General features: G+C 66.4%; 22 protein-coding genes and 1 CRISPR repeat array. Of the genes, 7 read left to right on the top strand and 15 right to left on the bottom strand.

Annotated elements, in window-relative coordinates:
* Window positions 1–42: 42 nt before the first annotated feature.
* The 4 genes from AAC979_RS21405 to AAC979_RS21390 form a co-directional block, all read right to left on the bottom strand.
* Window positions 43–1,206: an osmoprotectant NAGGN system M42 family peptidase gene (locus AAC979_RS21405; RefSeq protein WP_371348932.1), complete on the bottom strand. Its 1,164-nt coding sequence runs from the start codon at window positions 1,204–1,206 to the stop codon at window positions 43–45.
* Window positions 1,203–2,894, bottom strand: a complete 1,692-nt coding sequence (gene ngg / locus AAC979_RS21400) for an N-acetylglutaminylglutamine synthetase (protein ID WP_371348930.1) — start codon at window positions 2,892–2,894, stop codon at window positions 1,203–1,205. Before ngg ends, AAC979_RS21405 begins: the two co-directional genes overlap by 4 nt.
* 16 nt (window positions 2,895–2,910) lie before the next feature.
* Window positions 2,911–4,686, bottom strand: a complete 1,776-nt coding sequence (locus tag AAC979_RS21395; protein ID WP_371348929.1) for an N-acetylglutaminylglutamine amidotransferase — start codon at window positions 4,684–4,686, stop codon at window positions 2,911–2,913.
* 162 nt (window positions 4,687–4,848) lie between these two features.
* A complete protein-coding gene (locus AAC979_RS21390; protein WP_371348927.1) occupies window positions 4,849–5,541 on the bottom strand; it encodes a TetR/AcrR family transcriptional regulator in 693 nt (230 codons plus the stop codon).
* Window positions 5,542–5,622: 81 nt separating this feature from the next.
* On the opposite strand from AAC979_RS21390, the gene AAC979_RS21385 reads away from it, so the two are divergent.
* From AAC979_RS21385 to AAC979_RS21370, 4 genes are all read left to right on the top strand, one after another.
* Window positions 5,623–6,381, top strand: a complete 759-nt coding sequence (locus AAC979_RS21385; RefSeq protein WP_371348925.1) for an SDR family NAD(P)-dependent oxidoreductase — start codon at window positions 5,623–5,625, stop codon at window positions 6,379–6,381.
* Window positions 6,382–7,248: 867 nt separating this feature from the next.
* Window positions 7,249–7,761, top strand: coding sequence for an RNA polymerase sigma factor (locus AAC979_RS21380; RefSeq protein ID WP_371348923.1), 513 nt, complete (start codon window positions 7,249–7,251; stop codon window positions 7,759–7,761).
* 80 nt (window positions 7,762–7,841) lie between these two features.
* The gene (locus AAC979_RS21375) at window positions 7,842–8,801 is read left to right on the top strand and encodes a FecR family protein (protein ID WP_371348922.1); all 960 of its coding nucleotides are present in this window, start codon (window positions 7,842–7,844) and stop codon (window positions 8,799–8,801) included.
* A gap of 112 nt (window positions 8,802–8,913) precedes the next feature.
* On the top strand, window positions 8,914–9,894 hold the full coding sequence (locus tag AAC979_RS21370) for a TonB-dependent receptor plug domain-containing protein (RefSeq protein ID WP_371348920.1): 981 nt from the start codon (window positions 8,914–8,916) through the stop codon (window positions 9,892–9,894).
* On the opposite strand, the gene AAC979_RS21365 is transcribed toward AAC979_RS21370, so the two are convergent.
* The 4 genes from AAC979_RS21365 to AAC979_RS21350 form a co-directional block, all read right to left on the bottom strand.
* A protein-coding gene (locus tag AAC979_RS21365; protein ID WP_371345425.1) for an IS3 family transposase occupies window positions 9,804–10,939 on the bottom strand; the annotation gives its coding sequence in 2 pieces (ribosomal slippage) (window positions 9,804–10,684 and window positions 10,684–10,939; 1,137 coding nt in all). The two genes, AAC979_RS21370 and AAC979_RS21365, sit on opposite strands and share 91 nt — an antisense overlap.
* Before the next feature lie 63 nt (window positions 10,940–11,002).
* Window positions 11,003–11,440 (bottom strand): PIN domain-containing protein, encoded by a 438-nt coding sequence (locus tag AAC979_RS21360; RefSeq protein ID WP_371348918.1) that lies wholly within the window; start codon window positions 11,438–11,440, stop codon window positions 11,003–11,005.
* 3 nt (window positions 11,441–11,443) lie between these two features.
* A complete protein-coding gene (locus AAC979_RS21355) occupies window positions 11,444–11,902 on the bottom strand; it encodes a helix-turn-helix domain-containing protein (protein ID WP_371348917.1) in 459 nt (152 codons plus the stop codon).
* Window positions 11,903–12,645: 743 nt separating this feature from the next.
* The gene (locus AAC979_RS21350; RefSeq protein ID WP_371348916.1) at window positions 12,646–12,966 is read right to left on the bottom strand and encodes a hypothetical protein; all 321 of its coding nucleotides are present in this window, start codon (window positions 12,964–12,966) and stop codon (window positions 12,646–12,648) included.
* A 103-nt stretch (window positions 12,967–13,069) separates the two neighbouring features.
* Here AAC979_RS21350 and AAC979_RS21345 point away from each other — a divergent pair, with 103 nt between their 5' ends.
* Window positions 13,070–13,351 carry a helix-turn-helix transcriptional regulator gene (locus tag AAC979_RS21345; RefSeq protein WP_371348915.1) on the top strand — a complete coding sequence of 94 codons (282 nt, stop codon included), beginning with the start codon at window positions 13,070–13,072 and terminating at the stop codon, window positions 13,349–13,351.
* Window positions 13,352–13,393: 42 nt separating this feature from the next.
* On the opposite strand, the gene AAC979_RS21340 is transcribed toward AAC979_RS21345, so the two are convergent.
* The gene (locus AAC979_RS21340; protein ID WP_371348913.1) at window positions 13,394–14,230 is read right to left on the bottom strand and encodes a recombinase family protein; all 837 of its coding nucleotides are present in this window, start codon (window positions 14,228–14,230) and stop codon (window positions 13,394–13,396) included.
* A 203-nt stretch (window positions 14,231–14,433) separates the two neighbouring features.
* Here AAC979_RS21340 and AAC979_RS21335 point away from each other — a divergent pair, with 203 nt between their 5' ends.
* Window positions 14,434–14,715 (top strand): type II toxin-antitoxin system RelE/ParE family toxin, encoded by a 282-nt coding sequence (locus tag AAC979_RS21335; protein ID WP_371348912.1) that lies wholly within the window; start codon window positions 14,434–14,436, stop codon window positions 14,713–14,715.
* A 16-nt stretch (window positions 14,716–14,731) separates the two neighbouring features.
* Window positions 14,732–15,043 carry a HigA family addiction module antitoxin gene (locus AAC979_RS21330; protein ID WP_371348911.1) on the top strand — a complete coding sequence of 104 codons (312 nt, stop codon included), beginning with the start codon at window positions 14,732–14,734 and terminating at the stop codon, window positions 15,041–15,043.
* A 228-nt stretch (window positions 15,044–15,271) separates the two neighbouring features.
* Window positions 15,272–17,409: direct repeats of the CRISPR family, unit length 32 nt; unit sequence GTTTCGATCCACGCCCCCGCATGGGGGGCGAC.
* Window positions 17,410–17,594: 185 nt separating this feature from the next.
* On the opposite strand, the gene cas2 is transcribed toward AAC979_RS21330, so the two are convergent.
* From cas2 to cas5c, 6 genes are read right to left on the bottom strand one after another with little or no spacing between them, the layout of a single operon-like run.
* Window positions 17,595–17,885 (bottom strand): CRISPR-associated endonuclease Cas2, encoded by a 291-nt coding sequence (gene cas2 / locus AAC979_RS21325; protein WP_371348910.1) that lies wholly within the window; start codon window positions 17,883–17,885, stop codon window positions 17,595–17,597.
* Window positions 17,886–17,888: 3 nt separating this feature from the next.
* Window positions 17,889–18,929, bottom strand: a complete 1,041-nt coding sequence (cas1c, locus tag AAC979_RS21320) for a type I-C CRISPR-associated endonuclease Cas1c (RefSeq protein WP_371348909.1) — start codon at window positions 18,927–18,929, stop codon at window positions 17,889–17,891.
* Between the two features lie 7 nt (window positions 18,930–18,936).
* Window positions 18,937–19,581 (bottom strand): CRISPR-associated protein Cas4, encoded by a 645-nt coding sequence (gene cas4 / locus AAC979_RS21315; protein ID WP_371348907.1) that lies wholly within the window; start codon window positions 19,579–19,581, stop codon window positions 18,937–18,939.
* A 6-nt stretch (window positions 19,582–19,587) separates the two neighbouring features.
* Window positions 19,588–20,529, bottom strand: coding sequence for a type I-C CRISPR-associated protein Cas7/Csd2 (cas7c, locus tag AAC979_RS21310; RefSeq protein ID WP_371348906.1), 942 nt, complete (start codon window positions 20,527–20,529; stop codon window positions 19,588–19,590).
* Window positions 20,519–22,336, bottom strand: coding sequence for a type I-C CRISPR-associated protein Cas8c/Csd1 (gene cas8c / locus AAC979_RS21305; RefSeq protein WP_371348905.1), 1,818 nt, complete (start codon window positions 22,334–22,336; stop codon window positions 20,519–20,521). Before cas8c ends, cas7c begins: the two co-directional genes overlap by 11 nt.
* A complete protein-coding gene (gene cas5c / locus AAC979_RS21300) occupies window positions 22,333–23,010 on the bottom strand; it encodes a type I-C CRISPR-associated protein Cas5c (protein ID WP_371348904.1) in 678 nt (225 codons plus the stop codon). The genes cas8c and cas5c overlap by 4 nt, the downstream gene beginning before the upstream one ends.
* Window positions 23,011–23,127 lie beyond the last annotated feature (117 nt).

The following is a 23,127-nucleotide window of genomic DNA, read 5'->3' as shown; positions in this document are numbered from 1 at the left end:
GGAGGGCGCCCGGGGGATAGATTTTGCCGATGTCGAGCCCGCCTATTCCTCCAACTCGTCGCTCCCCACATCGGAGGAGAGCTGCTGCACCGCCTCCCGCGTCGGCTGGCGGGTGAAGCCCTTGAGGTCGGCCGTCTGCTGGAAGTCGCGGGTGATTTCCACCGGGCTGACGACATAGGCGGTCACCAGTTCCGCCAGCGAGCGCAGCGCATGCATGTGGATGCGCTCATATCCATGCGAGGCGTCGACGCCGAAGGTGATGAGGGCGGTGCGCACATCCGCCCCTGCCACCACCGCGCTGGCGGAATCCGAGCGGTAGAAGCGGAACACGTCCTTCTGGTAGCGAATGTCGTTGGCGCGGCATAGTTCCACCAGCTTGCGGGTGAGGTGGTAGTCGAACGGCCCGCTTTCATCCGCCATGGAGACGGTGACACCGAATTCGTCGGAATTCTGCCCCGGCGCGGTGGTGCCATTGTCAATCACCACCAGCGAGGCGACATCGGCATCGAGCACGGCGGAGGCGCCGACGCCCACTTCCTCGGCGATCGAGAACAGCCAGTGGATATCGACCGGCGTTTCCGCCTTCACCTCATGCAGCGCCTTGATCGCCGCCAGCATCACGGCGACGCCGGCCTTGTCGTCGAGATGGCGCGAGACGATGAAGCCATTGTCGAGAAATTCCGGCTGCGGGTCGATGGCGATGATGTCGCCGATCTCGAAGCCGAGGTGATGCAGATCGGCCGCGTTGCGGGCGCGCGCATCCACCCGCATCTCCACATGGTCCCAGCCGACCGGCAGATGGTCGACCTCGTCATTGAAGGTGTGGCCAGAGGCCTTCAGCGGCAGTATGGTGCCGCTATAGCCGCCCTTCTCGGTGAACACGGTGCCGCGCGCCCCCTCGGCAAAGCGCGCCGACCAGGTGCCGATGGGAACGACCGACAGGCGCCCGTTCTCCTTCAGCATCTTCACCTGCGCGCCCAGCGTGTCGACATGCGCGACCAGCGCCCGCGCGCCGAGCGGCGTGCCGCCCGGACGAACCGCACGTATGGCGCCCCGGCGCGTCAGTTCGACCTTCAGGTCGAAATGGGCGAGTTCCTTGGCGACGAAGCGGACGATGGTGTCGGTGTAGCCGGTGGGGCTGGGAATGGCGAGCAGCCGGCGCAGCACCTTGGCGAGGTAATCCGCGTCAATGGTCAGCCGCGTCATCCCTCCGCCCTCCCCTGCGGGGTGTCCATCACGTGGCGTACCCCGGCGGGAATGGCGAGGGGGAACAACAGGTCGATGAAGCGCTCGGCGGTTGGCTGCGGCTCGTGATTGGCAAGGCCCGGGCGCTCATTCGCCTCGATGAAGGCATAGTCCGGCCCGGTCGGCGATGTGATCATGAGATCGACCCCGACGACGGGAATGTCGATCGCCCGCGCCACCTTGATGCCCGCTTCCACGAGCGTGGGATGCACCATGTCGGTGATGTCGTGAATGGTGCCGCCCGTGTGCAGATTGGCGGTGCGCCGCACCTTCAGCTCCCGACCCGCCGCCAGCACCGACCCCATGGTGAAGCCGGCATCGCGCACCGTGCGCTCGGTCTCGCCGTCGCAGGGAATGCGCGATTCTCCCGATGTAGCGGCGGCACGGCGCCGGCTCTGCGCCTCGATGAGTTCGCCTACCGTGCTGCGCCCATCGCCGATCACCGCCGCCGGCCGACGAATGGCGGCGGCCACTACCTTGAAGTTGATCACCACAAGGCGCAGATCCTCGCCCTCCACGCACTCCTCAACCAGCACCTCACTGGAGAATTTATGCGCCTCGGCGATGGCGGCGTCGAGTTCGTCCAGCGTCGCCACGCCGACGCTCACCCCCTGCCCCTGCTCGCCGCGTGACGGCTTCACCACCAGCCGGCCATGGCGCTTGAGGAAGCCGGCGATCTCTTCCATCGGCGCGCTGGTGGTGAGTTGCGCGGGCACGCGCACCCCGGCCTCGGCGACGATGCGGCGGGTGATGCTCTTGTCGTCGCAGATCGACATCGCCACCGCCGAGGTCAGCTCCGACAGGCTCTCGCGGCAGCGCACGGTGCGGGCGCCGAAGGCCAGCCGGAAAAAGCCGCCGGCGGGGTCGATCGGCTCGACCAGAATGCCCCGGCGCCGCGCCTCGTTGATGATGATCTGGGCGTAAGGGTTGTAGCCCTCGCCCTGTTCCGGCCCGGCGAACAGCTTCTCGTTGATCGGATTCTTGCGCTTCACCGTGAAGAAGGTCACGCGCGCGAAACCGAGCTTCTCGTAAAGCGCGATCGCCTGCCCGTTGTCGTGCATCACCGACAGGTCGAGAAAGGCCGCGCCGCTCGCGGCGAAGCGCTCGGCGAGGCAGCGCACCAGCGCCTCGCCAATGCCGGGCTGGCGCGCCTGCGGATCGACCGCGAGGCACCAGAGCGAGGCGCCGCGCGCGGGGTCGCCAAAGGCGAGGCCGTGATCGACGCCGGTGACCGTGCCGACGATGCGCCCGGTCGCTTCATCCTCGGCCACCAGATAGGTCAGAGGGTCCGGCGTGCGCGGCGACTGGAAGAACTCCAGCGGCACGGTAACCATGCCGCGCGACGCATAGATGCGGTTGATGGCGTCGGCATCGGCTCCCGTCTCCAGCGGCCGGATGAGGAAGCCCGCGGGCGGGCGGTCGGAAGGGCGATAGGTGGCGAGATCGAGCCGGAACGTGTGCGAGGGATCGAGGAACACCTCCTGCGGCGCATGCGAGAGGAGCACATGCGGCTCCTCGATATAGACGGCGATGTCGCGCCGGTCCGGCCCTTCCTCGCGCAGTGTTTCCACGAGGTCGGGCAGGCTGTCGAAGGTCTGGCCGAAGATCAGCCGGCCCCAGCCGACATCGAGGGCACAATTGGGTGTCACGCTGCTCTCCTCCCGCTCAGACGCCGTGCGACTGCAGCCACATTTCCAGCAGCGCCACCTGCCAGAGTTCGGAACCGCGCAGCGGCGTGATATGCGTCACCGGATCGGCGAACAGCGTGTCGAGATAGTCCTGCCGGAACAGGCCGCGCTCGCGCGCCGCCTGCGCGCCGAGCACGTCGCGCACCATCTCCAGATAGGGGCCGGAGATGTATTTGAGCTGCGGCACCGGGAAATAGCCCTTCGGCCGGTCGATCACCTCATGCGGCACGACGAGGCGGGCGGCTTCCTTCAGCACGCCCTTGCCGCCCTGCGCCAGCTTGTATTCCGGCGGGATGGTGGCGGCGAGTTCGACCAGTTCGTGGTCGAGGAAGGGCACGCGCGCTTCCAGCCCCCAGGCCATGGTCATGTTGTCGACCCGCTTCACCGGATCGTCGACCAGCATCACCTGCGAATCCAGCCGCAAGGCCCGGTCCACCGGCGTGGCCGCCCCCTCCGCCAGCAGATGCGCCGCGACGAGATCGCGGCTGACATCGCGGCCCGCCATCCATTCCGGATTCAACTGGCGGGCCAGCGTCGCATGATCGCGGTCGAAGAAGCCGCGCGCATAGTCGCCCACCACGTCATTGCTGTCGGCGAGCGGCGGATACCAGTGATAGCCGGCAAATACTTCGTCCGCACCCTGCCCCGACTGCACCACCTTGATCGACTTGGAGACTTCGCGCGAGAGCAGGTAGAAGCCGATATTGTCGTAGGACACCATCGGCTCGGACATGGCGCGGATCGTGTCGGGCAGGGCGCCCATGAGATCGGCCGACGGCACGAAGATCTTGTGGTGGTTGGTTTCGAAGGTCTTGGCGATGAGGTCGGAATAGACGAACTCGTCGCCCTTCTCGCCATTGGCCTCCTCGAAGCCGATGGAATAGGTGGCGAGGTCGCGCTGGCCTTCCTGCGCCAGCAGGCCGACAATGATGGAAGAATCCACCCCGCCGGACAGCAGCACGCCGACCGGCACGTCGGCCACCATGCGCCGGCGCACGGCAGTGCGCAGCGCGTCCAGCACCCGGTCGCGCCAATCCTCGGCGGTCAGCCCGGCATCCTCGGGGCGACGCTCATAGGGAGGTTGCCAGTAGACGCGCTCGGTGAAGGACCCGTCGGGGGCGTAGCGCCGGACCGTGGCGGGAGGGAGCTTGCGCACACCCTGCAGAATGGTGCGCGGCGGCGGCACCACCGCGTGGAAGCTCATGTAATTGTGCAGCGCCTCGCGGTCGATCGTGGTGTCGACATCGCCCGCGGCCAGCAACGCCGGCAGGCTGGAGGCGAAGCGCAGGCGCTTGTTTCCTTCGGTGTAGTAGAGCGGCTTGATGCCGAAGCGGTCCCGCGCCAGCACCACCGCGCCACTGTCGCGCTCGGCGATGGCGAAGGCGAACATGCCGTGGAAACGCTCGACGCAGGCCTCGCCCCAGGCGTGATAGGCCTTGAGGATCACCTCGGTGTCGCCCTGGGAAAAGAAGCGGTAGCCCTTGGCTTCCAGCGCGGCGCGCAGCTCGGGGTAATTGTAGATGCAGCCATTGAAGGTCAGGGTCAGCCCGAGTTCGGGATCGACCATGGGCTGCGCGGCCTTGTCGGAGAGGTCGATGATGCGCAGGCGCCGGTGACCGAAAGCAATGCGCCCGCGCGCCTCCAGCCCGGCCCCGTCGGGTCCGCGCGGGGCGAGCACATCCATCATCGACGAGATGGCGCGCGCATCCGCGAACGAGCCATCAAAGCGAACGTCTCCGGCAATTCCACACATGCGGTTCTCGGTCTCCTTTGGTTGGGGCGGCAACGCCCGGGGAGAGGTGCGATCGTCCGACGCAACCTACTCCGATAGGGATAAGCGCCGCGGGGGCCTTTCGTTGCATCGCCCGGGACGCTTTGTGCCGCCGCGCGGCCGCGCTGTCGACCGTGAGCCGGCTTATGGACGCGGGGAGAAGGGAGCACGGCCGCCGGATGCGGCCGCCGCCAGGCGGGCATCGACACCCTGCAGCGCCAGTTCGGCCACCGCCTCAAGCTCCGCCCGCCCGACGCCGTCGCGGGCGAGCAGCGACATGCCGGCCTGCACGGCCTGAAGGAAACGGGCGAGCGCCTGACAATCGAGCCCGGCAGGGAGATCGCCCTCGGCGACGCCGCGCGCCAGCCGCGCTGTCAGTTGTTCCAGCCCGCCGGCGCGTGACAGGCGCAGGTGATCGCCGAGCGCGCGATGTTCCTCGCAGTCGACGCTGGCCAGCGTCACCATGCAGCCATGGGGAATGTCGGCGACACAACCGGTCAGCGACGCCGCCGAATCGAACAGCAGCGCGGCGATCGCCTCCCGCGCCGTTGCTGCCGCCCGGAAGCCGGCCCAGGCGAGGCATTCATAGCTGCGCGTATAATGCTCCAGTGCCTCGACATACAATGCCTCCTTGGAGCCGAAGGCGGCATAGAGGCTTGGCGCGCCAATGCCCATGGCGGCGGTGAGATCGGCGATCGAGGTCGCCTCATAACCCCTGGTCCAGAACAGCCGCATCGCCTGCGCCAGAGCCGCCTCCCGGTCGAAGGCGCGCGGCCGGCCGCGATGGCGGGACGGGGGGGCCGCGCCCTTGCGGCAGGTCTCGTCCGAATTCTGCATCGCTCGATATATAAAGGCTTGACCGCGCCGATCAACCGTCCTAGCCATTTATGTATCAATCACTATATAAATGGTTTGGCCATGAATGAACATGCTGGAACGAATGAACTGGCCGGAAAGCGCGCCCTGGTGACGGGCGGCTCGCGCGGCATCGGCGCGGCGATCGCCCGGGCGCTGGCGGAAAAGGGCGCCGATGTCGCCCTCACCTATGAGCGCTCGGCGGAACGGGCGGGCGATCTTGTCCACTCCATCGAGGCCCTAGGCCAGCGGGGCCTCGCCATCCAGGCCGACAGCAGCGACCCGGCCGCCGTCAAGCGCTCCGTCGAGGAGGCGGTGGCGGGACTCGGCGGTCTCGACATTCTCGTCAACAATGCCGGCATCGCCCGTCAGGGGCCGGTGGCGGAGATGAGCCTCGCCGACATCGACGCGCAGTTGAACGTCAATGTGCGCGCGGTGGTGCTGGCTTCGCAGGCGGCGATCCCGCATCTGAAGGCCGGCGGGCGGATCATCTCCATCGGCTCCTGTCTCGGCGAGCGCGTGCCGTTCGGCGGCGTCACGGTCTATTCCATGACCAAATCGGCGCTGCTGTCCTTCACCCGCGGCCTCGCCCGCGAACTCGGCCCGGCGGACATTACCGTCAATGTCGTGCAGCCCGGCGCCACCGATACCGACATGAACCCGGCCGATGGCGAACAGGCGGACGGCATGCGCGCGCTCACCGCCCTGGGGCGCTACGGCACCCCGGCCGATGTCGCCGCGGCGGTGGCGTTCCTCGCCAGCCCTGCCGCCCGGCAGATCAGCGGCACCGCCCTCACCGTCGACGGCGGCTTCAACGCCTGAGCCGGAGACCGCCCGGGCGCGGCGGCGCGGCAAGGCGCGCCGGGTTGAACCCGAGGCACAGGGCCGGCGCCGCATTTACACGGAGCGTTTGCGCACACCACTCCCCGGCGCCCCCGCCGGGGAGTGCCTTGCCGTGCCCGCGGCCAAAGGCGCGCCCCGCCGCCGCACGCCCGCCACGCGCCCAGACCCGCGGATTGCCTCACCAGCGGGTCTCGTATCACCTGATATTCTGTGGTGTGAAGGAGCAGGAACTGGTGCTGCGAGAGAGGATTGAACTCGCCGCACGGCCCCAGAACATATTGATTTATCTACGTTTTCTGTGGGCGCCGGCTTCGTTTCTGTAGTACCGATATGCAGCAACGGGGTTGCCTGTGTCAGGCGAAGCTCGCGCTCCGCCAATCTACGCCGCGGTCTGTGCCGAATGTTCCGACAACGCACACCTGACCCAACGGATGGCGGCGCCACCCCGCTGGGCGCCCGGCCGCTAAGGAAAAGCCACCTGGCCCCGGCGATTGTTGCCTTTGGGTGACACTTCTCCTTGGAAAATTCCCGGCCGGCACGGCGCGCCCGTGAGCCGCCGCCACCGCCCGGACGGCACTATCATCCTCTGCGACCGCGCTTTTTCCGCGTGTCCCCTTGCTGCCGACCACACAAGGGCCGCGCCGTCTAGAATGACTTTAAGCTATTGAGATTGCAAGAGATTTAGAGAGTCGGTAAGGGCTATTTCCATGTTCTCGGCACGGAAGCAGCCGTCCGCAGCATGGGTCGACGTCACCCGCCGCACCCATGAGGCCCTTCGGTTCCGCCCCGGCCCTGTCGGCCCGTCGCCGTGCACGGTGGCGGGCGCACCCATTGATGGAGGAGGTAATGAGCTGGGATCTCCACCGCCTTTTCCTGCGGCACGCGCGTGAGATCAACCGGTTCCTGCGGCGGCGCGGACACAGCGCCGAGGCCGCTGCGGACCTCACCCAGGACACGTTTGTCCGGCTGCTGACGACACCGGCCCGCCATGCCGACCATCCGAGGGCCTATCTGCATCAGGTCGCGCGCAATCTGTCGGTGGATTTTTACCGGCACGAGCGGCTCATGGAGTTCGTCGATCTTGCCACGGACGATCTCAACGACATCCCCGCCTTCGCCCCCTCGCCCGAGACCATCCTCTATGACCGGCAGAGGCTGGCGATCGTCGCCCGCGCGCTGCTGGACCTGCCGGAGCCGACGCGGCGGGCTTTCGAGATGCACCGCCTCGGCGAGCGCACCATGCAGCAGATCGCGGCCGAACTCGGCCTTTCCGTGTCGCGCACCTGGTCGCTGATCCGGCAGGCCTATCTTCACCTGCGCCTGCGCCTGAAAGAGGACGCGCCGCCACGCCACGGGTGAAAATTCACCCGACCCATCCGTCTTAAATGATGTAGGGCAAGGAGGGTTCGCCCGCAGGGCCGTCAGCGGATGAGCACGCCATGACCGAAGATGCATCGAGCGACGACAAGCTGTTCGAGGAAGCGCTCGACCTGATCATTCGCCTGCAGAACGATCCCGCCAACCCGGTCACGCGCGATCTCGTCGCGGGGTGGCGGGCGCGGGGGGCCTCGCATGAGGCGGCCTGGGCGGAAGCCGCCGAACTGCACGGCATGGCCGGCAAAGTTCTTCAGGGCGGCCGTGGCGGCGAAAGACCGGGCAGGGGCGGCTCGCGCCGAACCGTCATGCTGGGCGGACTGGCGGCCCTTGCCACGGCGGGCGCGGGCGCCGCCTTCGGTCCGGCGCTGTGGATCCATCTGCGGGCGGACTACGCCACCTCGACGGGGGAGCTGCGCCGCATCACCCTGGCGGACGCCACCGTGGTGACGCTCGGCCCCGACACGGCGCTGCGCAGCACCTTCACGCCGACGACGCGCCAGGCCGAGCTTCTCGCCGGCATGGCCTTTTTCGAGGTGGCGCCCGACCCCTCCCGCCCGTTCACCGTGGCCGCCGGCGAGATGCGGGCGCGCGCGCTCGCAACCGCCTTCGACATCGGCGTCGATGCCGGCTTCGTCAGGCTGGCGGTGGACCGGGGCCGCGTCCGTGCGGAAGGGCCCGGCCCCGCCCTGGCGCGGGGCGAAACCGTGGAGGCGGGGCGCTACCTCACCCTCGACCAGAACACGTTCGGCGTCGAGAGCGGGCCGCGCGAGAGCGGCAGCATCGGCTCCTGGCGCGACGGCCTGATCGTCGCCGAGCGGGAGCCGATCAGCTCCGTGGTCGCGCGCATCGCCCGCTGGCAGGCCGGCCGCGTGATGATCCTCGATCCCGGCCTCGGCGCCCAGCGGATCAGCGGCGTGTTCGACCTCGGCAATCCGCGCGCCGCGCTCGAAGCGGTGGTGCATCCGCGCGGCGGCAAGGTGCGCCAGCTCTCGCCCTGGCTGACCCTGATCACCTCCGTCTGAAAAAACATCGCCACGGGGAGAAAATCCGCGGACCCCGTCCGTTCCACCCATAGGGCGGCCATCTGGCATCGGCCACCGCCCTTTCGGTCGCGAACAGACGGAGCGAAGTGCCATGGCGTCGAAGCGGTTTCGGGCGAAGATGACGGCCTGTGGTACCCGCGCGGCACCGCGCGCCCGCGCGCGGCTGCTGGCCCTCGGCCTGCTGAGCTCGACCTGCCTTGCCACAGCCTTCATGGCCTGGCCCGCGCCCGCTCTGGCGCAGGCCCCGCGCGAGGTCACCGTCAACATCGCCCCCGGCCCGCTGTCGAGCGCCCTTGCGGCGTTCGGCCGGCAGGCGGGGCTGCAGATCACCTATGCGCCGGAAATCGCGGCGGGCAAGCGCTCTGCCGGGGTCAGCGGAACGGTGCCGCTGGACCAGGCCATGGCCCGCCTGCTTCAGGGCACCGGCCTCGGCTATTCCCATGCCGGCGCCAACACCCTCGCCCTGTTCGCGCTCACGGAGCCCGGCGCGGCCGGAACCGCACCGGACGGCGCCATCGCGCTCGACGCCATCGACGTGTCCGGCGCCCGCGCCGCCGCCGACCTGCCCTTCGAGACACCCGGCTCGACCAACTTTATTTCCGGGCAGGAGCTGGAGCGCTTTCCCGGCCTCACCTCCGGCTCGATCTTCCAGGGCACGCCCGGCGTGATCTCGGGTTCCAGCAATAATGGCGCTTCGATCGACCCCAATATTCGCGGCCTGCAGGGCATGAACCGCGTCGCCACCACCATTGACGGCTCGCAGCAGTCCAGCTCCACCTATCGCGGCTATGCCGGTGTCGACAACCGCACCTATGTCGACCCGGACCTCATCTCCGGCATCACCGTGACCAAGGGGCCGGACGGCAGCGTCGGCGGGGCCATCGGCGGCACCATCGCCATGGAGACGCTGAACGTCGAGGTGAGGTGGTCCCCATTCGCCGGACATTTTGGCGGCTTCGCTAAGCTTGGTTCTGGTGTGTGTCACGCCGCCTTGTTGATGCCGTCGCAGGCCATGTGGACCTCCTCCGGCGTTCTGCCGCCGAGAGCCGAGTGGGGCCTCGTGCGGTTGTAGTAGGTGATCCATCGGCCGATCCCGGCGCGGGCCTCGGACCCGGTCTCGAAGGCGTTGAGGTAGATGCACTCGTATTTCAGGGACCGCCAGAGGCGCTCGATGAACACGTTGTCCATCCACCGGCCGCGGCCATCCATGGAGATCCGCACGCCAGCGTCCAGCAGCACCTTTGCGAAGCGCGGGCTGGTGAACTGGCTTCCCTGGTCGGTGTTGAAGATGCTCGGCCGCCCGAACCGGGACAAGGCCTCCTCCAGTGCCTCGATGCAGAAGTCGGCCTCCATGGTGTTGGAGAGCCGCCAGGAGAGAACCCTGCGGCTGTGCCAGTCCATGATGGCGACCAGATACAGGAATCCGCGCCGCATCGGGATGTAAGTGATGTCGGCGCACCAGACCTGGTCGGGCTCCTCGATCGCCATGGTGCGCAAGAGATAGGGGAAGATGCGGTGCTGCGGGTGGCGCACCGTGGTCTTCGGCCGCTGGTAGATGGTGGCCAGCCCCATGCGGGCCATGAGGCGCCGCACACGCTTGCGCCCAACCTCGTGCCCCTGCCGGCGCAGATGGCGCACCATTTGCCGCGAGCCGTACCACGGCGTCTCGAGAAACTGGCCGTCGATCGCCCGCATAATGGCAAGAGTCTCGGGGCTTTCGATCCGCGGCCCGCCGTAGAAAGCCGACCGGCTGATGCCGACCAGGGCGCACTGGCGCGTGATCGGTAGTCGGGGGTGATCCGGTTCGATCATGTCGCGTTTTGCCCCCACGCTCATCGCCCGGAGGCCCGACGCAAAAAATCCCGTTCCACCACCAGTTGGCCGATCTTGGCATGGAGCTGGTCGATCTCGCTCTCGCGGGCGGCGTCGGCCGCTTCCGCCTTGCCGGAGAACACTGCGGCCATCCCCTCGATGGCCTGCTTCTTCCAAGCGTTGATCATGGTCTGGTGGAGACCATGCTTCGCCGCCAACTGGGCCACCGTCTGTTCCCCGCGCAGTGCCTCCAGGGCCACCTTCGCCTTGAAATCCGATGAATATCGCTTCCTCTTCCCGGTCATCGGGCTCGTCCTTCCGTCAGGCCGAACCAAGCTTAACTCCCTGTCCGGATTTCGGGGACCACCTCAAATCGTGTCGGCAATGAAGACATCTGCCGAGCGGGCTTCGATGTTCAGCGGTGAGAGAACCGCAGCGGGAAAGTGCTTCAGGTTGTCGGTCACGATCATTGCCGCCTGCGTCTTCAAAGCCGCGGCGACGACGTGAGCATCATTCGGGTCGGGAAGGTCGTCGCATACGCACAGGAATTTATCGAAATCGGTGACCAGCGCTTCCTCGAAGGCGGCTTCCATGCTCTGCCGTGCCCGCACCGCTCGGTCTACAGCGTCGGCGACGCCCTTGTTCGCGAGCATCTTCTCAATGGCTTGCTGCGTTTCAGTCAGCACCGGCCCGGACCAGCGGATGCGGAAAAACTCAGCCTCCGCCAGCGTAAGCAACATGTTCCGCTTCAACGCCCCGGCCAGTGTGCAAGCGTCTACGAACGCGGTGAAGCGGTTTGCGAACATGGCTCAGAGGTAGTCCGCATCCAGTTCGGCCAGCTGCCCAAGTGCGTCGCTGCGGGCGGCGTCACGCTTTTTCTTGAAGGCAAACAGGTCCTCGGCCCGGATTCGCCGATGTCGACCCACGCTCGTGTGTGCGATTTCGCCCCGCTCCAAAAGGCCGATCAGGAAAGGACGCGAGACATTGAGGATATCGGCGGCCTGCTGCGTCGTCAGCATCTTACTGACCGGCACAAGCGTCACCGCGTCCCCCCGGCCAACGTGCCGGAGCAGTTCCATGAGCAGATTCGACAGAGCCGGCGTCAGAGTGATTTCGGCGGGACGGTTCGTGGCATCCTCAAGAACGCGGAGCTTCGCATCCCCGGCGGCATGGGCTGCCAGGATGGTTCGCAACTGATTTGCAGCTGCCTTCTCATTGTCGGAAGGAAGGCGGCCACCGAGTCCCTCTGCAAGAGCTGGAATGGTCATGGGGCTGTCTCCAAGTTGGCTTTCTCATACCGCGCATTCGAAATAAACGCAATAAACGAATCATTCGAAACGGAATGGGTTCCACTTCGGGGCCTCAACGTCGGCTCTAAGTGTCAACTCCTGTTCCCCGTCCCCCGGTGGCAAAGTTCAAGCGTGAAGAGCCCTAGCGATTCATGCGGGCGGGGCCGCGCTTACGGCGGTCCCGAGGCCGGGCGGCGGAAGCCGCCCGCCACGCGATATCAATGATAGGGCGCGCTCAGATCGATCGTCTTCGGATCTCATAGGGCTTCATCGGCGAGTTATCGACAATTCGATTGCACCCATAGGTACAAAGCCCTCCTTTAATAACCTAGGTATCGCGTCCAGGCGATTGCGAAGGCGCCAAACAGGAATAACGAAAAGTATAAAAACGAGAAAATCATCATTAATATATATTTGAATGGCCTTGCACGTATGTCAAATACACCGATTTTAACTTCTAATACGCCTGATATTAATGAACGAAAAAGGTGCGGTACATATACGATGATGGATACATACAGGCAGCCGATAAAGAATAAATCCATGAAAACGTTTACGCTAGTGAGATAATTCTTGATCATTTCGGTCATGCGCGCCTCTTTATAATCCTCGCTAAATCAAGCGGAACGGTCACGTAGTGTTCCATGCGAATGGCGCCCGCCGTGCGGCATCAATGATAGGGCGCGATCAGAACGTCGTCTTCGGGCGGCAGGCGATAAAGCTCAGTTCCAGGCATCCATGATCAGCCATGAAAGTGCGCCGGCCACCAGCATGAGCGAAGCGTGAAGGGCCGGCACCCCGGTCGCAAAAGCCGCCACGGCGAGGAGATCCAGGCCAGGGACAGCTTGCGCATGAGAACGACGAAGGGCAGGCCGGTCACAAGGACAAAGAGGGCCATGTTCCGCGCCATCGGGCTCAGGAGCCGCAACGGCCAGATGAGGATGTGCAATCAATAGTTCCATGTCGAAATATTTGGGCCTGGCGTCCGCGAGCGTGGCGTCGTTTTCGCCGGCGATGGAGGCGGCCGCAGCTAAGGCCGGCATAGACTGGATCGGCCATCGTCAATGCTCCATGGCCCAGCCCTGCAGGCTCAGCCATGTCAACATTCCTTGACACTTGGCCCGCAGATGAGCCATTTCTGGCCTTATGTCAAAGAGCCTTGACGCGATCACCTTGACGCCGCGATCACCCGCCGAGCTCGGCGCCGCCCTGCGCGCCTTGCGACAGGCACGTGGCATGACCCAGGCCCAGCTGGCCATGGCTTCGGGCATCAGCCGGCCGACCCTGATCAGCGTTGAGGCGGGCAAAGGCCGGGCGGATACGCTGCTCAGGCTGGTGAGGATGCTCGGAGGCACGCTCACGCTCTCGCTGCCGGCTCGTGTGCCGGACCTGGCCGAAGACGAGATCGAAATGGACATCGACCTGTGAGGCGGCGGCCATGCCGGTCGAGGCGGTTCTCGCGGAGCGTTATCATTCCATAGGCAGGGGACGGCCGACAAGCTGACTGTAACGCTCTCTAAAACCATGGCCGTCGAGACCGATCTCACGTCCCATCTCCAGAAGCCTATAGGTGAGTGTCTCCGTCAGCGCCTGATGCACCTGAGCGCTCTCTGCATCCGATGGCACTTCCCCCAACATGACCGCCTTGAGCCGCGCGGCGGGCAATATGCCGTAGCTCACGCTGCCATAGGCGGCGACAGCTTCCAGAGCCGTCGACCATGCCACCTCCCGGGGCGCATAAGGGGCACCGTCAGCGGGGCGGAGGCGAGAGATCGTCGAACGGCTGACATTGTAGCTTCGGGCGATCTCGGACAGAGGCTCCTCCCCAAAGTCCCGGCGGATCAAAGCGTCAACCTTCTGACGCCCTGTCAGCTTGGGCTTGCGGCCCATCTTCACCCCTTGCGCTCGGGCGCGCTCTCGTCCCTGACCGGTACGGGCACGCAACAACTCGCGCTCGAAGTCTGCGAGACCCGCGAGGACAGTGCGCAGCATCTGCCCATGTGGCGCCGTCGTGTCGGCCCAGCTGTCCTCCAGCGAACGGAACAGGGCGCCGCGTTCGCCGATGGCCGCCAGGTTCTTCAACAGATCCCGGGTGGATCGGGCCAGATGATCGAGGCGCGTGACGAGAAGCACATCACCGGGCTCTAGGCGCCGGATCGCCATCCAGAGCCTGAGGCGGTCCGCACGGGGGGCACCCACGGTCTCCTCAAAGATATACACCGCACCCGCCGCCCGCAGTGTGAGGCGCTGGGCGTCGAGGGTCGGGTCGTCTTTCGAAACCCGTGCATAGCCGAAAACCGCCGCCATTGGCACCGTACTTTCGCACCTGAATTCTGCACAGCTTAAGATATTGAATTCGTTGACGCGAGGCCTTGGTGGGGCGCGAGTGGCAAACGGCCGATAGGGGAGTTGCGCCCGAGCCAAACCTGACGGATCCGTATCATAAAACGATACACGACCCTTGAACGCTTAATGTATCAGTGTATGATACCTGCATCGCGAGGACGGCAATGATCGTTTCGACCAAAGGCAAGTTCGTCGAGGCGGTCATCGCCGGCAAGGCGACGAAGGGTTTCCCTAGCGATATCCTCCGGAGCGCCGAGCGCCGCCTACGGGCCATTGATGCCGCCGTCATGCTGGACGATCTGCGCTCCCCGCCGGGCAACCACCTGGAAGCCCTCTCGGGGGACCGAGCCGGGCAGCATTCGATCCGCATCAACGATCAATGGCGCATTTGCTTCCGCTGGACCGACGCAGGCCCTGCGGATGTTGAGATTACCGACTACCACTAGACCAAGGAGGGTCGCCGTGGCTGTGAACTTCGCTCGTCCCCTGCATCCCGGAGAATTCCTCCGCGAAGAGTACCTGGTTCCGCTCGGCATGAGCCCCGGAAAGCTCGCCAAGGCTCTTGGCCTGCCGCGCACCCGCATCGAGCGCATCGCGCGGGAGGAAATCGGCATCTCGGCCGACACCGCCCTTCGGCTCGCCCGCTATTTCTCCACGACGCCAGGTTTCTGGCTCAACCTTCAGCAGGCCTATGACGTGGAGACCGAAGCGCCGAAGCTGGCGGCTGACATCGCCAGGATCGAGCCTTACGCGCCCGTCGGACAGGCGGCTTGAGGCGGCGCCCGTTCTCCTGAAGTTCCTTTTGCGGTTGGCCAGGGAGGCCGGCACGGGGAGCTAAGCCTGCCTTGTCGAGACCGTTGATCTTCTTGACGAGAGCGTCGCTGTAGCTTTCCGAATTGTTGCCGCGAAGGCGGATGCTCACAGATTGAGAACTCGGTCGCTACGGTCCCCCGTGCAGGGAGCGACAACTCCACCTCACGGGAGGGGCTACACCTCGCCGGAGATTTGATCCAAGCCTGCGTGTCGGGGGCGACGCCACTCGGCCACATCAAGGCGATGGACCCGATGTTTCGATCCACGCCCCCGCGTGGGGGCGACCTGGATCGTCAGCGCCAACGTCTCCGACTTCTAGGTTTCGATCCACGCCCCCGCGTGGGGGCGACGCGATGTCGTTGACCCGAACGATGTTGCTCCGAATGTTTCGATCCACGCCCCCGCATGGGGGGCGACGCGCGCGTCGCACGATCAAGCCGGGCGATACCGTGTTTCGATCCACGCCCCCGCATGGGGGGCGACCCTGGCCCTGACCAAGGCGAAGCTTCATGTTCGCGTTTCGATCCACGCCCCCGCATGGGGGGCGACGGGCGACGGCGCGAAGCGAAGCTCAACCGCCCATGTTTCGATCCACGCCCCCGCATGGGGGGCGACCTGGTACGAGCGGATCGAGCAGAGCGCCGACGTGTTTCGATCCACGCCCCCGCATGGGGGGCGACCGCTCTGCGCGCGGGCGCCGGGCAGGTGGGCGAGGTTTCGATCCACGCCCCCGCATGGGGGGCGACACCCGCAATGGCGGCTCGGCAGGGTTCGCGGTGACGTTTCGATCCACGCCCCCGCATGGGGGGCGACGAGGGGCAAGCCGAAGCTGACGACGGCGCAGGAGTTTCGATCCACGCCCCCGCATGGGGGGCGACAGTTTGTCGCTGATGTTGGCGTGAAGAAGGGCGAGTTTCGATCCACGCCCCCGCGTGGGGGGCGACTCGGATATGCTGACAGGCGCTTGACGGTTACAGCGTTTCGATCCACGCCCCCGCGTGGGGGGCGACATGTCGTTTACGGCGGTCGGAACCGCCTGCACGACGTTTCGATCCACGCCCCCGCATGGGGGGCGACCACAATTTGAAGCGATCATATCCGCCGTTCAGAGTTTCGATCCACGCCCCCGCATGGGGGGCGACCGCCGGAACGCCGGTAGCCTTCATCGCCTTCGTGTTTCGATCCACGCCCCCGCATGGGGGGCGACCGGTCCATGGCAAATCTCCAGATTGTCGGCATGAAGTTTCGATCCACGCCCCCGCATGGGGGGCGACTTTCCGAAGCGTTGGCCGACGGGCGGCTGACGCTGTTTCGATCCACGCCCCCGCATGGGGGGCGACGCCGATGGAACAGCAGGCCTTCGCCGAGTTCCTGGTTTCGATCCACGCCCCCGCATGGGGGGCGACGCGAGAATGCCGAGGCCGGCGGAAGCTGCGTTGAGTTTCGATCCACGCCCCCGCATGGGGGGCGACGCTGCACCCAGGCGCGCACGGCATCACCATCGAGTTTCGATCCACGCCCCCGCATGGGGGGCGACCCCACCGGCCAAGTCCGAATAGGCAGCTATCGTGTTTCGATCCACGCCCCCGCATGGGGGGCGACCGCCGCGCTCTTCACATTGCTCGGCGAGGTCATAGTTTCGATCCACGCCCCCGCATGGGGGGCGACAGCCGAACACCTTGTCCCACACGATCACCTTCCAGTTTCGATCCACGCCCCCGCATGGGGGGCGACGCGGCGACCTGCTGCAAGGCGCTCAGCCCCTCGTTGTTTCGATCCACGCCCCCGCATGGGGGGCGACCAGAAGGTCGAGCGGCTGCACTTCCTTCTGCGGGTTTCGATCCACGCCCCCGCATGGGGGGCGACGAAGCCGGCCAGATCGTGCGTGCAGTCAGCAAGGTTTCGATCCACGCCCCCGCATGGGGGGCGACTGTTGCAGCGCGCTCAGGCCCTCATTGTAGATCGCGTTTCGATCCACGCCCCCGCATGGGGGGCGACCCGCCACGATCCGCGTCTTGCCGTCCATTTCAGCGTTTCGATCCACGCCCCCGCATGGGGGGCGACATGCGATCTCCAGCCGGTCGACGCGGTTCGGGATGTTTCGATCCACGCCCCCGCATGGGGGGCGACTTGATAGCGCGACCAATCACTTGTGGTATTTGAGGTTTCGATCCACGCCCCCGCATGGGGGGCGACTTGGACCCACGTGTTCGAACTCGACGATTACGAGTTTCGATCCACGCCCCCGCATGGGGGGCGACTGCCGTCGATGCGTCCGCGCGACCTCTTCTTGTCGTTTCGATCCACGCCCCCGCATGGGGGGCGACCGCTCCCTCACTAACACTCTGGCGGCAAAGGGGGAAAGGTACGTGCTCCGCGATCCTCCACACATGGGTCCAGCATCGGTGGCGGAAGAGGCGTTCTGGGGAAAGCATTCCCTTTGGGCGCAAGAGGTTGCGCGGTGCGCGAACCGCCCCGGCCGAGAATGGCCGCTTGGGGTTCGCGCGCGGGCTTAGAACAGCAGCGGCCCGTCGAGATCGAGGGTTGGTTTGGCGCCGATGTGCTCAACGCGGCGTTTGCCGTCCGCGCCGAGCCGATAGAAGCGCAGGCTGTCGGTTGCCTCGTCGATCTCGGCGATGAGCCTCGCCCGCAAGGCCACCCACTGCGCGGGGTCGACCTCGCATTCGAACACCGAATTCTGCACGCGCTGGCCAAAATCGAGGCAGGCCCGCGCGACGCGGCGGAGCCGGCGGCGGCCGGTCGCTGTCTCGGTTCGCACATCATAGGCGACCAGCATCAACATGCATCATTTCCAGACAAAGCCGGGATAGCCGTCGAGATCGCCGCGCAGATGGCGGGCCAGAAGCTGCGCCTGGGCATGGGCCACAACGCCGAGAGGCATGCTCTCGCCGAAGAAGGGATGGGTCAGTTCATCGCGCTTGCGCTCCTGCCAGGCGACGAGAACCCGCTTGCGGGCGGTTTCGTTGAGCCGCACGCCGCCCGCGTCCTCGACCGTGAAATCGTCCGCAGCGAGTTGCCGACGGTTGATGAGGCTGAGCACAAGCCTGTCCGCCAGCACGGGACGCAGCTCTTCCATCAGATCCAAGGCCAGGCTGGCGCGCCCTGGCCGGTCGCTATGAAGAAAGCCGACCTGCGGGTCCAACCCGTGCGCCTCCAGGGCTGACCGGCAGTCATGGCCGAGCAAGGCGTAGAAGAAAGACAGAAGGGCGTTCACCCGGTCGAGCGGCGGACGGCGGGAGCGTCCGCCGAAAACGAAGGCGGGATCGCCGGTTCGCAGCAGTTGGTTGAAGACGCCGAAATAGGCCTGCGCCGCCTCTCCCTCCAGCCCGCGCAGCAGATCGACGCTCGTCGCGGCAAGCGTGCGGCGGGCGACATCGGTCAGGCGCCGCTCGGCGGCTTCCAGCGCCTCCCGGCCGCCGCCGGGCAGGCTGTCGCCATGATCGCGCAGCGCCCGGCGGATGACGGTGCGCTGGTTCGCGGCCTTTGCGGCGACGATGCCGCGGACGATGGGCACGCCGCGCGTGGGATTGTCCGCGGCGCGGAACTGCGCACGGCGGAGCAGCACGTTGCCGGTGCGGGGGCCTTCGACACGGGCGAGGAAACGGCCATTGGGGTCGAGATGCGAGATCGTGATGCCGGCTTCCGCGCAGGCGGCCAGCAGCGCCGGCGAGGCGCCCGGCCGGCCGAAGCTGACCACCCCCTCCAGCATGTGCAGCGGGGCGCGGCCGCGTTCCGAACCGTCGATCTCGACGACGACATTGGCGCCATCCTTGCGCAGCCAGGCATCCTCGCTGGTGACGTAGAGGGTGTTGAGCATACGCCGCATCGCCGCCTCACGCTCCGATCTGGGCGGCCAGCCAGCGGGCCACGGAGGGAGGGGCCTCAAGTCGGGCCGGCTGACACAGCGCTTCGAGCGAGCAGCGGCGGCACGCCGGCATGTGGACCGGCGGCGGTGTGGCCTGCGACGCGATCATGGAGCGCGCAGCGTCGGCGGTCTGCCGGGTCAGGGCGCGCAGCGCCTCGTCGAAGGCGACGCCCTGCCGGCGGCGGGTTTCGCCATAGAACAGGGCGCCCTCGGGCACGGGCACGCCGAACGCTTCCTCCAGGCACATGGCCTGTGCGCAGAGCTGCACCTCGTCGGCCCGATGCGCCTTGGGCTTGCCGCGCTTGTATTCGATCGGGAAGGGCGTGAGGTGGTCGCGGCCGCGGAACTCCACCACATCCGCCTTGCCGGTGACACCCAGCGCGACGGAGCGCAGGGCCACACCGCGGGCGACCCGCTGGCCCGGCCGGGTCTCGGCCCGGCCGGCGTCGACCTTGTCGTGAAACAGCCGCCCTTCGGCCGTCGCCGCATCCTCGGCCCAGAGCTGCTCGACATGGATGAGTGCGCACTGGCGCGGGCAGAACAGGTAGTGCTGCAGCGCCGAGAGCGGGATCAGCGCCTCCTCCGTCTCGCGGTCGATGGGGGAGGCCGGCATGGCGGCCTACCTCTCGATGATCTCGATGCCGTCGGGCAGGCCGTCGCGCTCGATGGTGATGGCGTAATCCGCGAAGCTGCGGGCCGGCGGGGCGTTGTCGAGCTTCTCGTCGCCGGGTGTGTGTTTCTCGTCCCGGAACACCCGCCAGGTCTTCACGCGGTCGAACAACTCATTGGCCTTCGCGTTGCCGAGCGCCGAGGCGTGGCGAAAGATGATGAGCTTGCGGGTCGCCATCTCGCCACGCGCGGCGGAGCGGTCATGCTCGAACATGTTGGCCAGCGCCTCGAACAGCAGATCGAGATCGGCGTCGGAGAAGCCGGTGCCCTTGGTCGGGTGGGAGGCCAGCGGCGCAGAGACATAGCCATGCGCGCGATAGAGCCCATAAGGCACGATGTGCTTGCGGCCCATGGTGCGCCCGCCTTTGGCATCGGCGTCGGCTTCCGTGGTCGCGGCGAGGCGCGTGATGGAGATTTCCAGCGGCAGGATCGGCTCGACCGAGCGGGCGAAGTTGATCTGCACCGGCCCGCGCACCTGCCCGGCATTGACGCCGGTGGTCATGACAGCGCCGAAGCTGCGGATGTCCCAGAAATTGGCGCACATCCAGGCGGTGAGTTCGCGGGCCTTGGCTTCGTCCTTCGGCCCCTTCTTGAGCTCATCCGCCTTGGTGACATCCGGCAGCACCGCCGCCCAGGCGCGCTTGTGCTCGTTATTAAGCGTGGCGCCGTCGCGCATGTAAATCTCGTGGCCGGGAGCGTCCGGCCGGGCGAGCGCAACATAGTTGCGGATCTTGCGCTTGAGGGCTACATCGGACACCAGACCCTGATTGGTCTCGGGGTCGAGGCGCGGCATGTTGCCGGCGTCGGGGTCACCATTCGGGTTGCCGTTCACGACATCGAAATACAGCACGAATTCGTGCCGACGCGTGAGGGCGTTCGATTCACTCGTCATTGTCGTGGTCCTCTGCGTCGGTGCTGGCGAGGTCGGCCTCAGCTTCGCGATTGGCGAACTGGCCCTTGCGCTGGTGGTAATAGCCGAGCACGAAGCGGCCCTGCGCTTCGAGCGGGAGCGAGCGCGGCAGGTGGTCGCCAAGGTGGCCGGTGATCTCCTCGATCTCGCGTTCCAGCCAACCGCCCTTGCCGCTCTTCCTCAGCTTGCCGAGATGGTTCTGCACGCCGCGCATCAGCAGCGGGAAGATACTGGCCGGCGTTGCCGAAGCGGCGCCGAAATAGCGGTCGCGAATGGTGGCGTTCACCTTGCCGAGCGCCAGGCGCTGCGCCGTCTCATAGGCGGCGAACAGGCGGCCGAGCTGATAGGCAGAATTGGAACTCTCCTTCTGGAGACTCACGGGCAGTTCCTCCTTGGCGCGGTCGTGGCTTTCGGGCGCGTGCGGGTCCGGCAGTTTGAGGCGGAAGTCTCGGGCGAGCACCGCGCGGATCACCGCGGCGTGCCAGCCGGTGGAAGGATCATCGCCCGCCCGCAGCCGCATGATCGCGGCCGCCAGCAGCGAGCGCGGATAGCGCGTGCCCTCCAGCACCGCGCGCGCGATCTCGCCGGCCAGCAAAGGCGGGATGTTGTCGTATTTCTCCAGCATGGCCGTGGTCTTGAGCAGCAGCCAGGAAATGGAGGGTGGCCGCTCGCCCCACGGCGTCGGCTCGATGGCGATGTCGCGGTAATGCCCGGCCAGACGTGCGACGAAAGCCCCGAAATCGTCGCTCAGCCAGTAGCGCACCGACAGCCGCGCGGCATTGGGGGCGAGGCCGAGGACATGGAAGCGGGTTCGCCCATGCAGCCGAGCGTCGATCGCCTCGACCGGGCGCCCCTCCATGACGAGGTCCAGCTGTTGCCGGATTTTTCGCGCCTCATCGGCGTCGTCCGGCGGTTCGGCCCACGCCGCGAACCAGTCCTCCGCCGCCTGCGCTGCTGCCTCGTCGACGATCTCCGACGTGTCTGCCCAGAACACCACCGTGGCGTCGCCGATGCCGCGCGACAGGCGGTTGCGGCTGGCGCGTTCCAGCATGCCGTTCAGCGCGGCGCCGTAACGGAAGGCGGCGGCCTCGGAGGTCGGGGCGTTGTCGCCCTGTTCCTTGCCGTAGGAGGTGAAGGCGTCGAGATTGAAGGAGACGAGTGCTGCCCCGGACGACTGCGCGCCGTTGACCCCTTTGATCGTGGGATGCAGCCGTTGGGCGACGGCCCGGCCTCCTGTGACGAGGCAGTTAACCTGCGCACCCTCGCCGCCGGCCTGTGCCGCAAGCAGAGCCCGCGCCGCTTCGCGCTGGTGAATGAAGCGCTTTTCCCCGCGCAGCCGGAAGACGATGTTGGTGTCCAGCATGTCGGCTGCGAATGGCGAGGCGTCGAACTGGTCGGGGGTCCAATTCTCCAAAAAGGCGGAAAGGGCGGCGAGCCCTTCATCGTGAGCGCCTGCCAGACGCTCGCGATGAAGGGTCTTGAACGCCTCATGCTCCTGCCCGGTGCGCTTGCCCTCGCCGGCGGTGCGGCCGAGCACATAGGAACTCTTGTCCCAGAACAGGTTGGGCAGGATGCCGGCGGTCCGTTTGACCGCTGCCGGGACCGAAAGCAGTTGTGGAACCAGTTTCTTGCCGCTCGCAGCGCGCAGGTCGATGATCGCGACGGGCGTGCCTTGTTCCGAGATTTCGATGGCGAAGCTGATCTTCTCCCGCGAGAAGCCCGGCGGTTCCGCTTCCCCCCGCGCGGCCATCCGCTCGTAATAGGCATCGAGCGCCTGAAGGACGGTCATGCCACCGTCCCCCCGGCGAGGCAGGCATTGACATCCAGCACGCCGTCCGTCAGGCAGGCGTAGAAGAAGCGTGATGTATTTCCGTCCGCGAAGTCGATGTCGTGCAGCATCCAGCCGAGATCGCGGTTGCGCTGCTCGTCCGGCAACCGGTTCTCGGGCAGTGGTGCGTCGGGCGCGATCAGCGCGAAATTCGCCACGCATTCGCGGGTGCCGAGGCAGGGGCGGTGAAAGCACTGACCGGCCGCCGCCCTCCGGTTGAACATGCTGAGGTGCTTGGCCTCGCTGTCCTCCGGTCCGGCTTTTGCCGTCAGCTCGAAATGCGCCTCGATGACATAGGCAACGTCGTTGAGAAACAGCGTCGCACGCTGCTGGCGGTTGTCTTCCACGACCAGGCCAAGACCCACCGTGCTGCCGGCGCGCATCGCCGCGCCGGCCGAGGCCGCGCTGGCCTTGGCGCCCACTTCGTTACGGCGGAAGGACTGAAAATGGATAGGTTTCAGCACATGAATGCGGTCAATGACCCAGAGGATCGCCGGCTTCCAGTGAATTGCCTCAAGAATGCCGCGCGCAGCGGAGGGCGTCATGACCTCATAGGAGACGCGTTCAACCTTCATTTCCGGCCGGGTAAAGCAGGCACGCTCACCCCACACATGGAGTCTTACCCCATACGACATGGCAAAACCTCATACGCGATCAGCCGGAAGAGCGTTCATCATCCTCACCGAAACACCTTCGGTCGCGCAATGGCGATGACCTGCCGTAGCGACGTTTTTCCACCGCTGATTGAGCCT

The organism is Ancylobacter sp. IITR112, from assembly GCF_041415945.1.
Taxonomy (GTDB): Bacteria; Pseudomonadota; Alphaproteobacteria; order Rhizobiales; family Xanthobacteraceae; genus Ancylobacter.
This window is presented reverse-complemented; position numbering and strand designations above follow the sequence as displayed.

Excerpts from the sequence above, each read along its gene's own strand:
- AAC979_RS21405 (WP_371348932.1), bottom strand. The coding sequence starts at position 1,206 with ATGACGCGGCTGACCATTGACGCGGATTACCTCGCCAAGGTGCTGCGC.
- AAC979_RS21395 (WP_371348929.1), bottom strand. The coding sequence starts at position 4,686 with ATGTGTGGAATTGCCGGAGACGTTCGCTTTGATGGCTCGTTCGCGGAT.
- AAC979_RS21390 (WP_371348927.1), bottom strand. The coding sequence starts at position 5,541 with ATGCAGAATTCGGACGAGACCTGCCGCAAGGGCGCGGCCCCCCCGTCC.
- AAC979_RS21385 (WP_371348925.1), top strand. The coding sequence starts at position 5,623 with ATGAATGAACATGCTGGAACGAATGAACTGGCCGGAAAGCGCGCCCTG.
- AAC979_RS21380 (WP_371348923.1), top strand. The coding sequence starts at position 7,249 with ATGAGCTGGGATCTCCACCGCCTTTTCCTGCGGCACGCGCGTGAGATC.
- AAC979_RS21375 (WP_371348922.1), top strand. The coding sequence starts at position 7,842 with ATGACCGAAGATGCATCGAGCGACGACAAGCTGTTCGAGGAAGCGCTC.
- AAC979_RS21370 (WP_371348920.1), top strand. The coding sequence starts at position 8,914 with ATGGCGTCGAAGCGGTTTCGGGCGAAGATGACGGCCTGTGGTACCCGC.
- AAC979_RS21360 (WP_371348918.1), bottom strand. The coding sequence starts at position 11,440 with ATGTTCGCAAACCGCTTCACCGCGTTCGTAGACGCTTGCACACTGGCC.
- AAC979_RS21355 (WP_371348917.1), bottom strand. The coding sequence starts at position 11,902 with ATGACCATTCCAGCTCTTGCAGAGGGACTCGGTGGCCGCCTTCCTTCC.
- AAC979_RS21350 (WP_371348916.1), bottom strand. The coding sequence starts at position 12,966 with ATGCCGGCCTTAGCTGCGGCCGCCTCCATCGCCGGCGAAAACGACGCC.
- AAC979_RS21345 (WP_371348915.1), top strand. The coding sequence starts at position 13,070 with ATGTCAAAGAGCCTTGACGCGATCACCTTGACGCCGCGATCACCCGCC.
- AAC979_RS21340 (WP_371348913.1), bottom strand. The coding sequence starts at position 14,230 with ATGGCGGCGGTTTTCGGCTATGCACGGGTTTCGAAAGACGACCCGACC.
- AAC979_RS21335 (WP_371348912.1), top strand. The coding sequence starts at position 14,434 with ATGATCGTTTCGACCAAAGGCAAGTTCGTCGAGGCGGTCATCGCCGGC.
- cas2 (WP_371348910.1), bottom strand. The coding sequence starts at position 17,885 with ATGTTGATGCTGGTCGCCTATGATGTGCGAACCGAGACAGCGACCGGC.
- cas1c (WP_371348909.1), bottom strand. The coding sequence starts at position 18,929 with ATGCGGCGTATGCTCAACACCCTCTACGTCACCAGCGAGGATGCCTGG.
- cas4 (WP_371348907.1), bottom strand. The coding sequence starts at position 19,581 with ATGCCGGCCTCCCCCATCGACCGCGAGACGGAGGAGGCGCTGATCCCG.
- cas7c (WP_371348906.1), bottom strand. The coding sequence starts at position 20,529 with ATGACGAGTGAATCGAACGCCCTCACGCGTCGGCACGAATTCGTGCTG.
- cas8c (WP_371348905.1), bottom strand. The coding sequence starts at position 22,336 with ATGACCGTCCTTCAGGCGCTCGATGCCTATTACGAGCGGATGGCCGCG.
- cas5c (WP_371348904.1), bottom strand. The coding sequence starts at position 23,010 with ATGTCGTATGGGGTAAGACTCCATGTGTGGGGTGAGCGTGCCTGCTTT.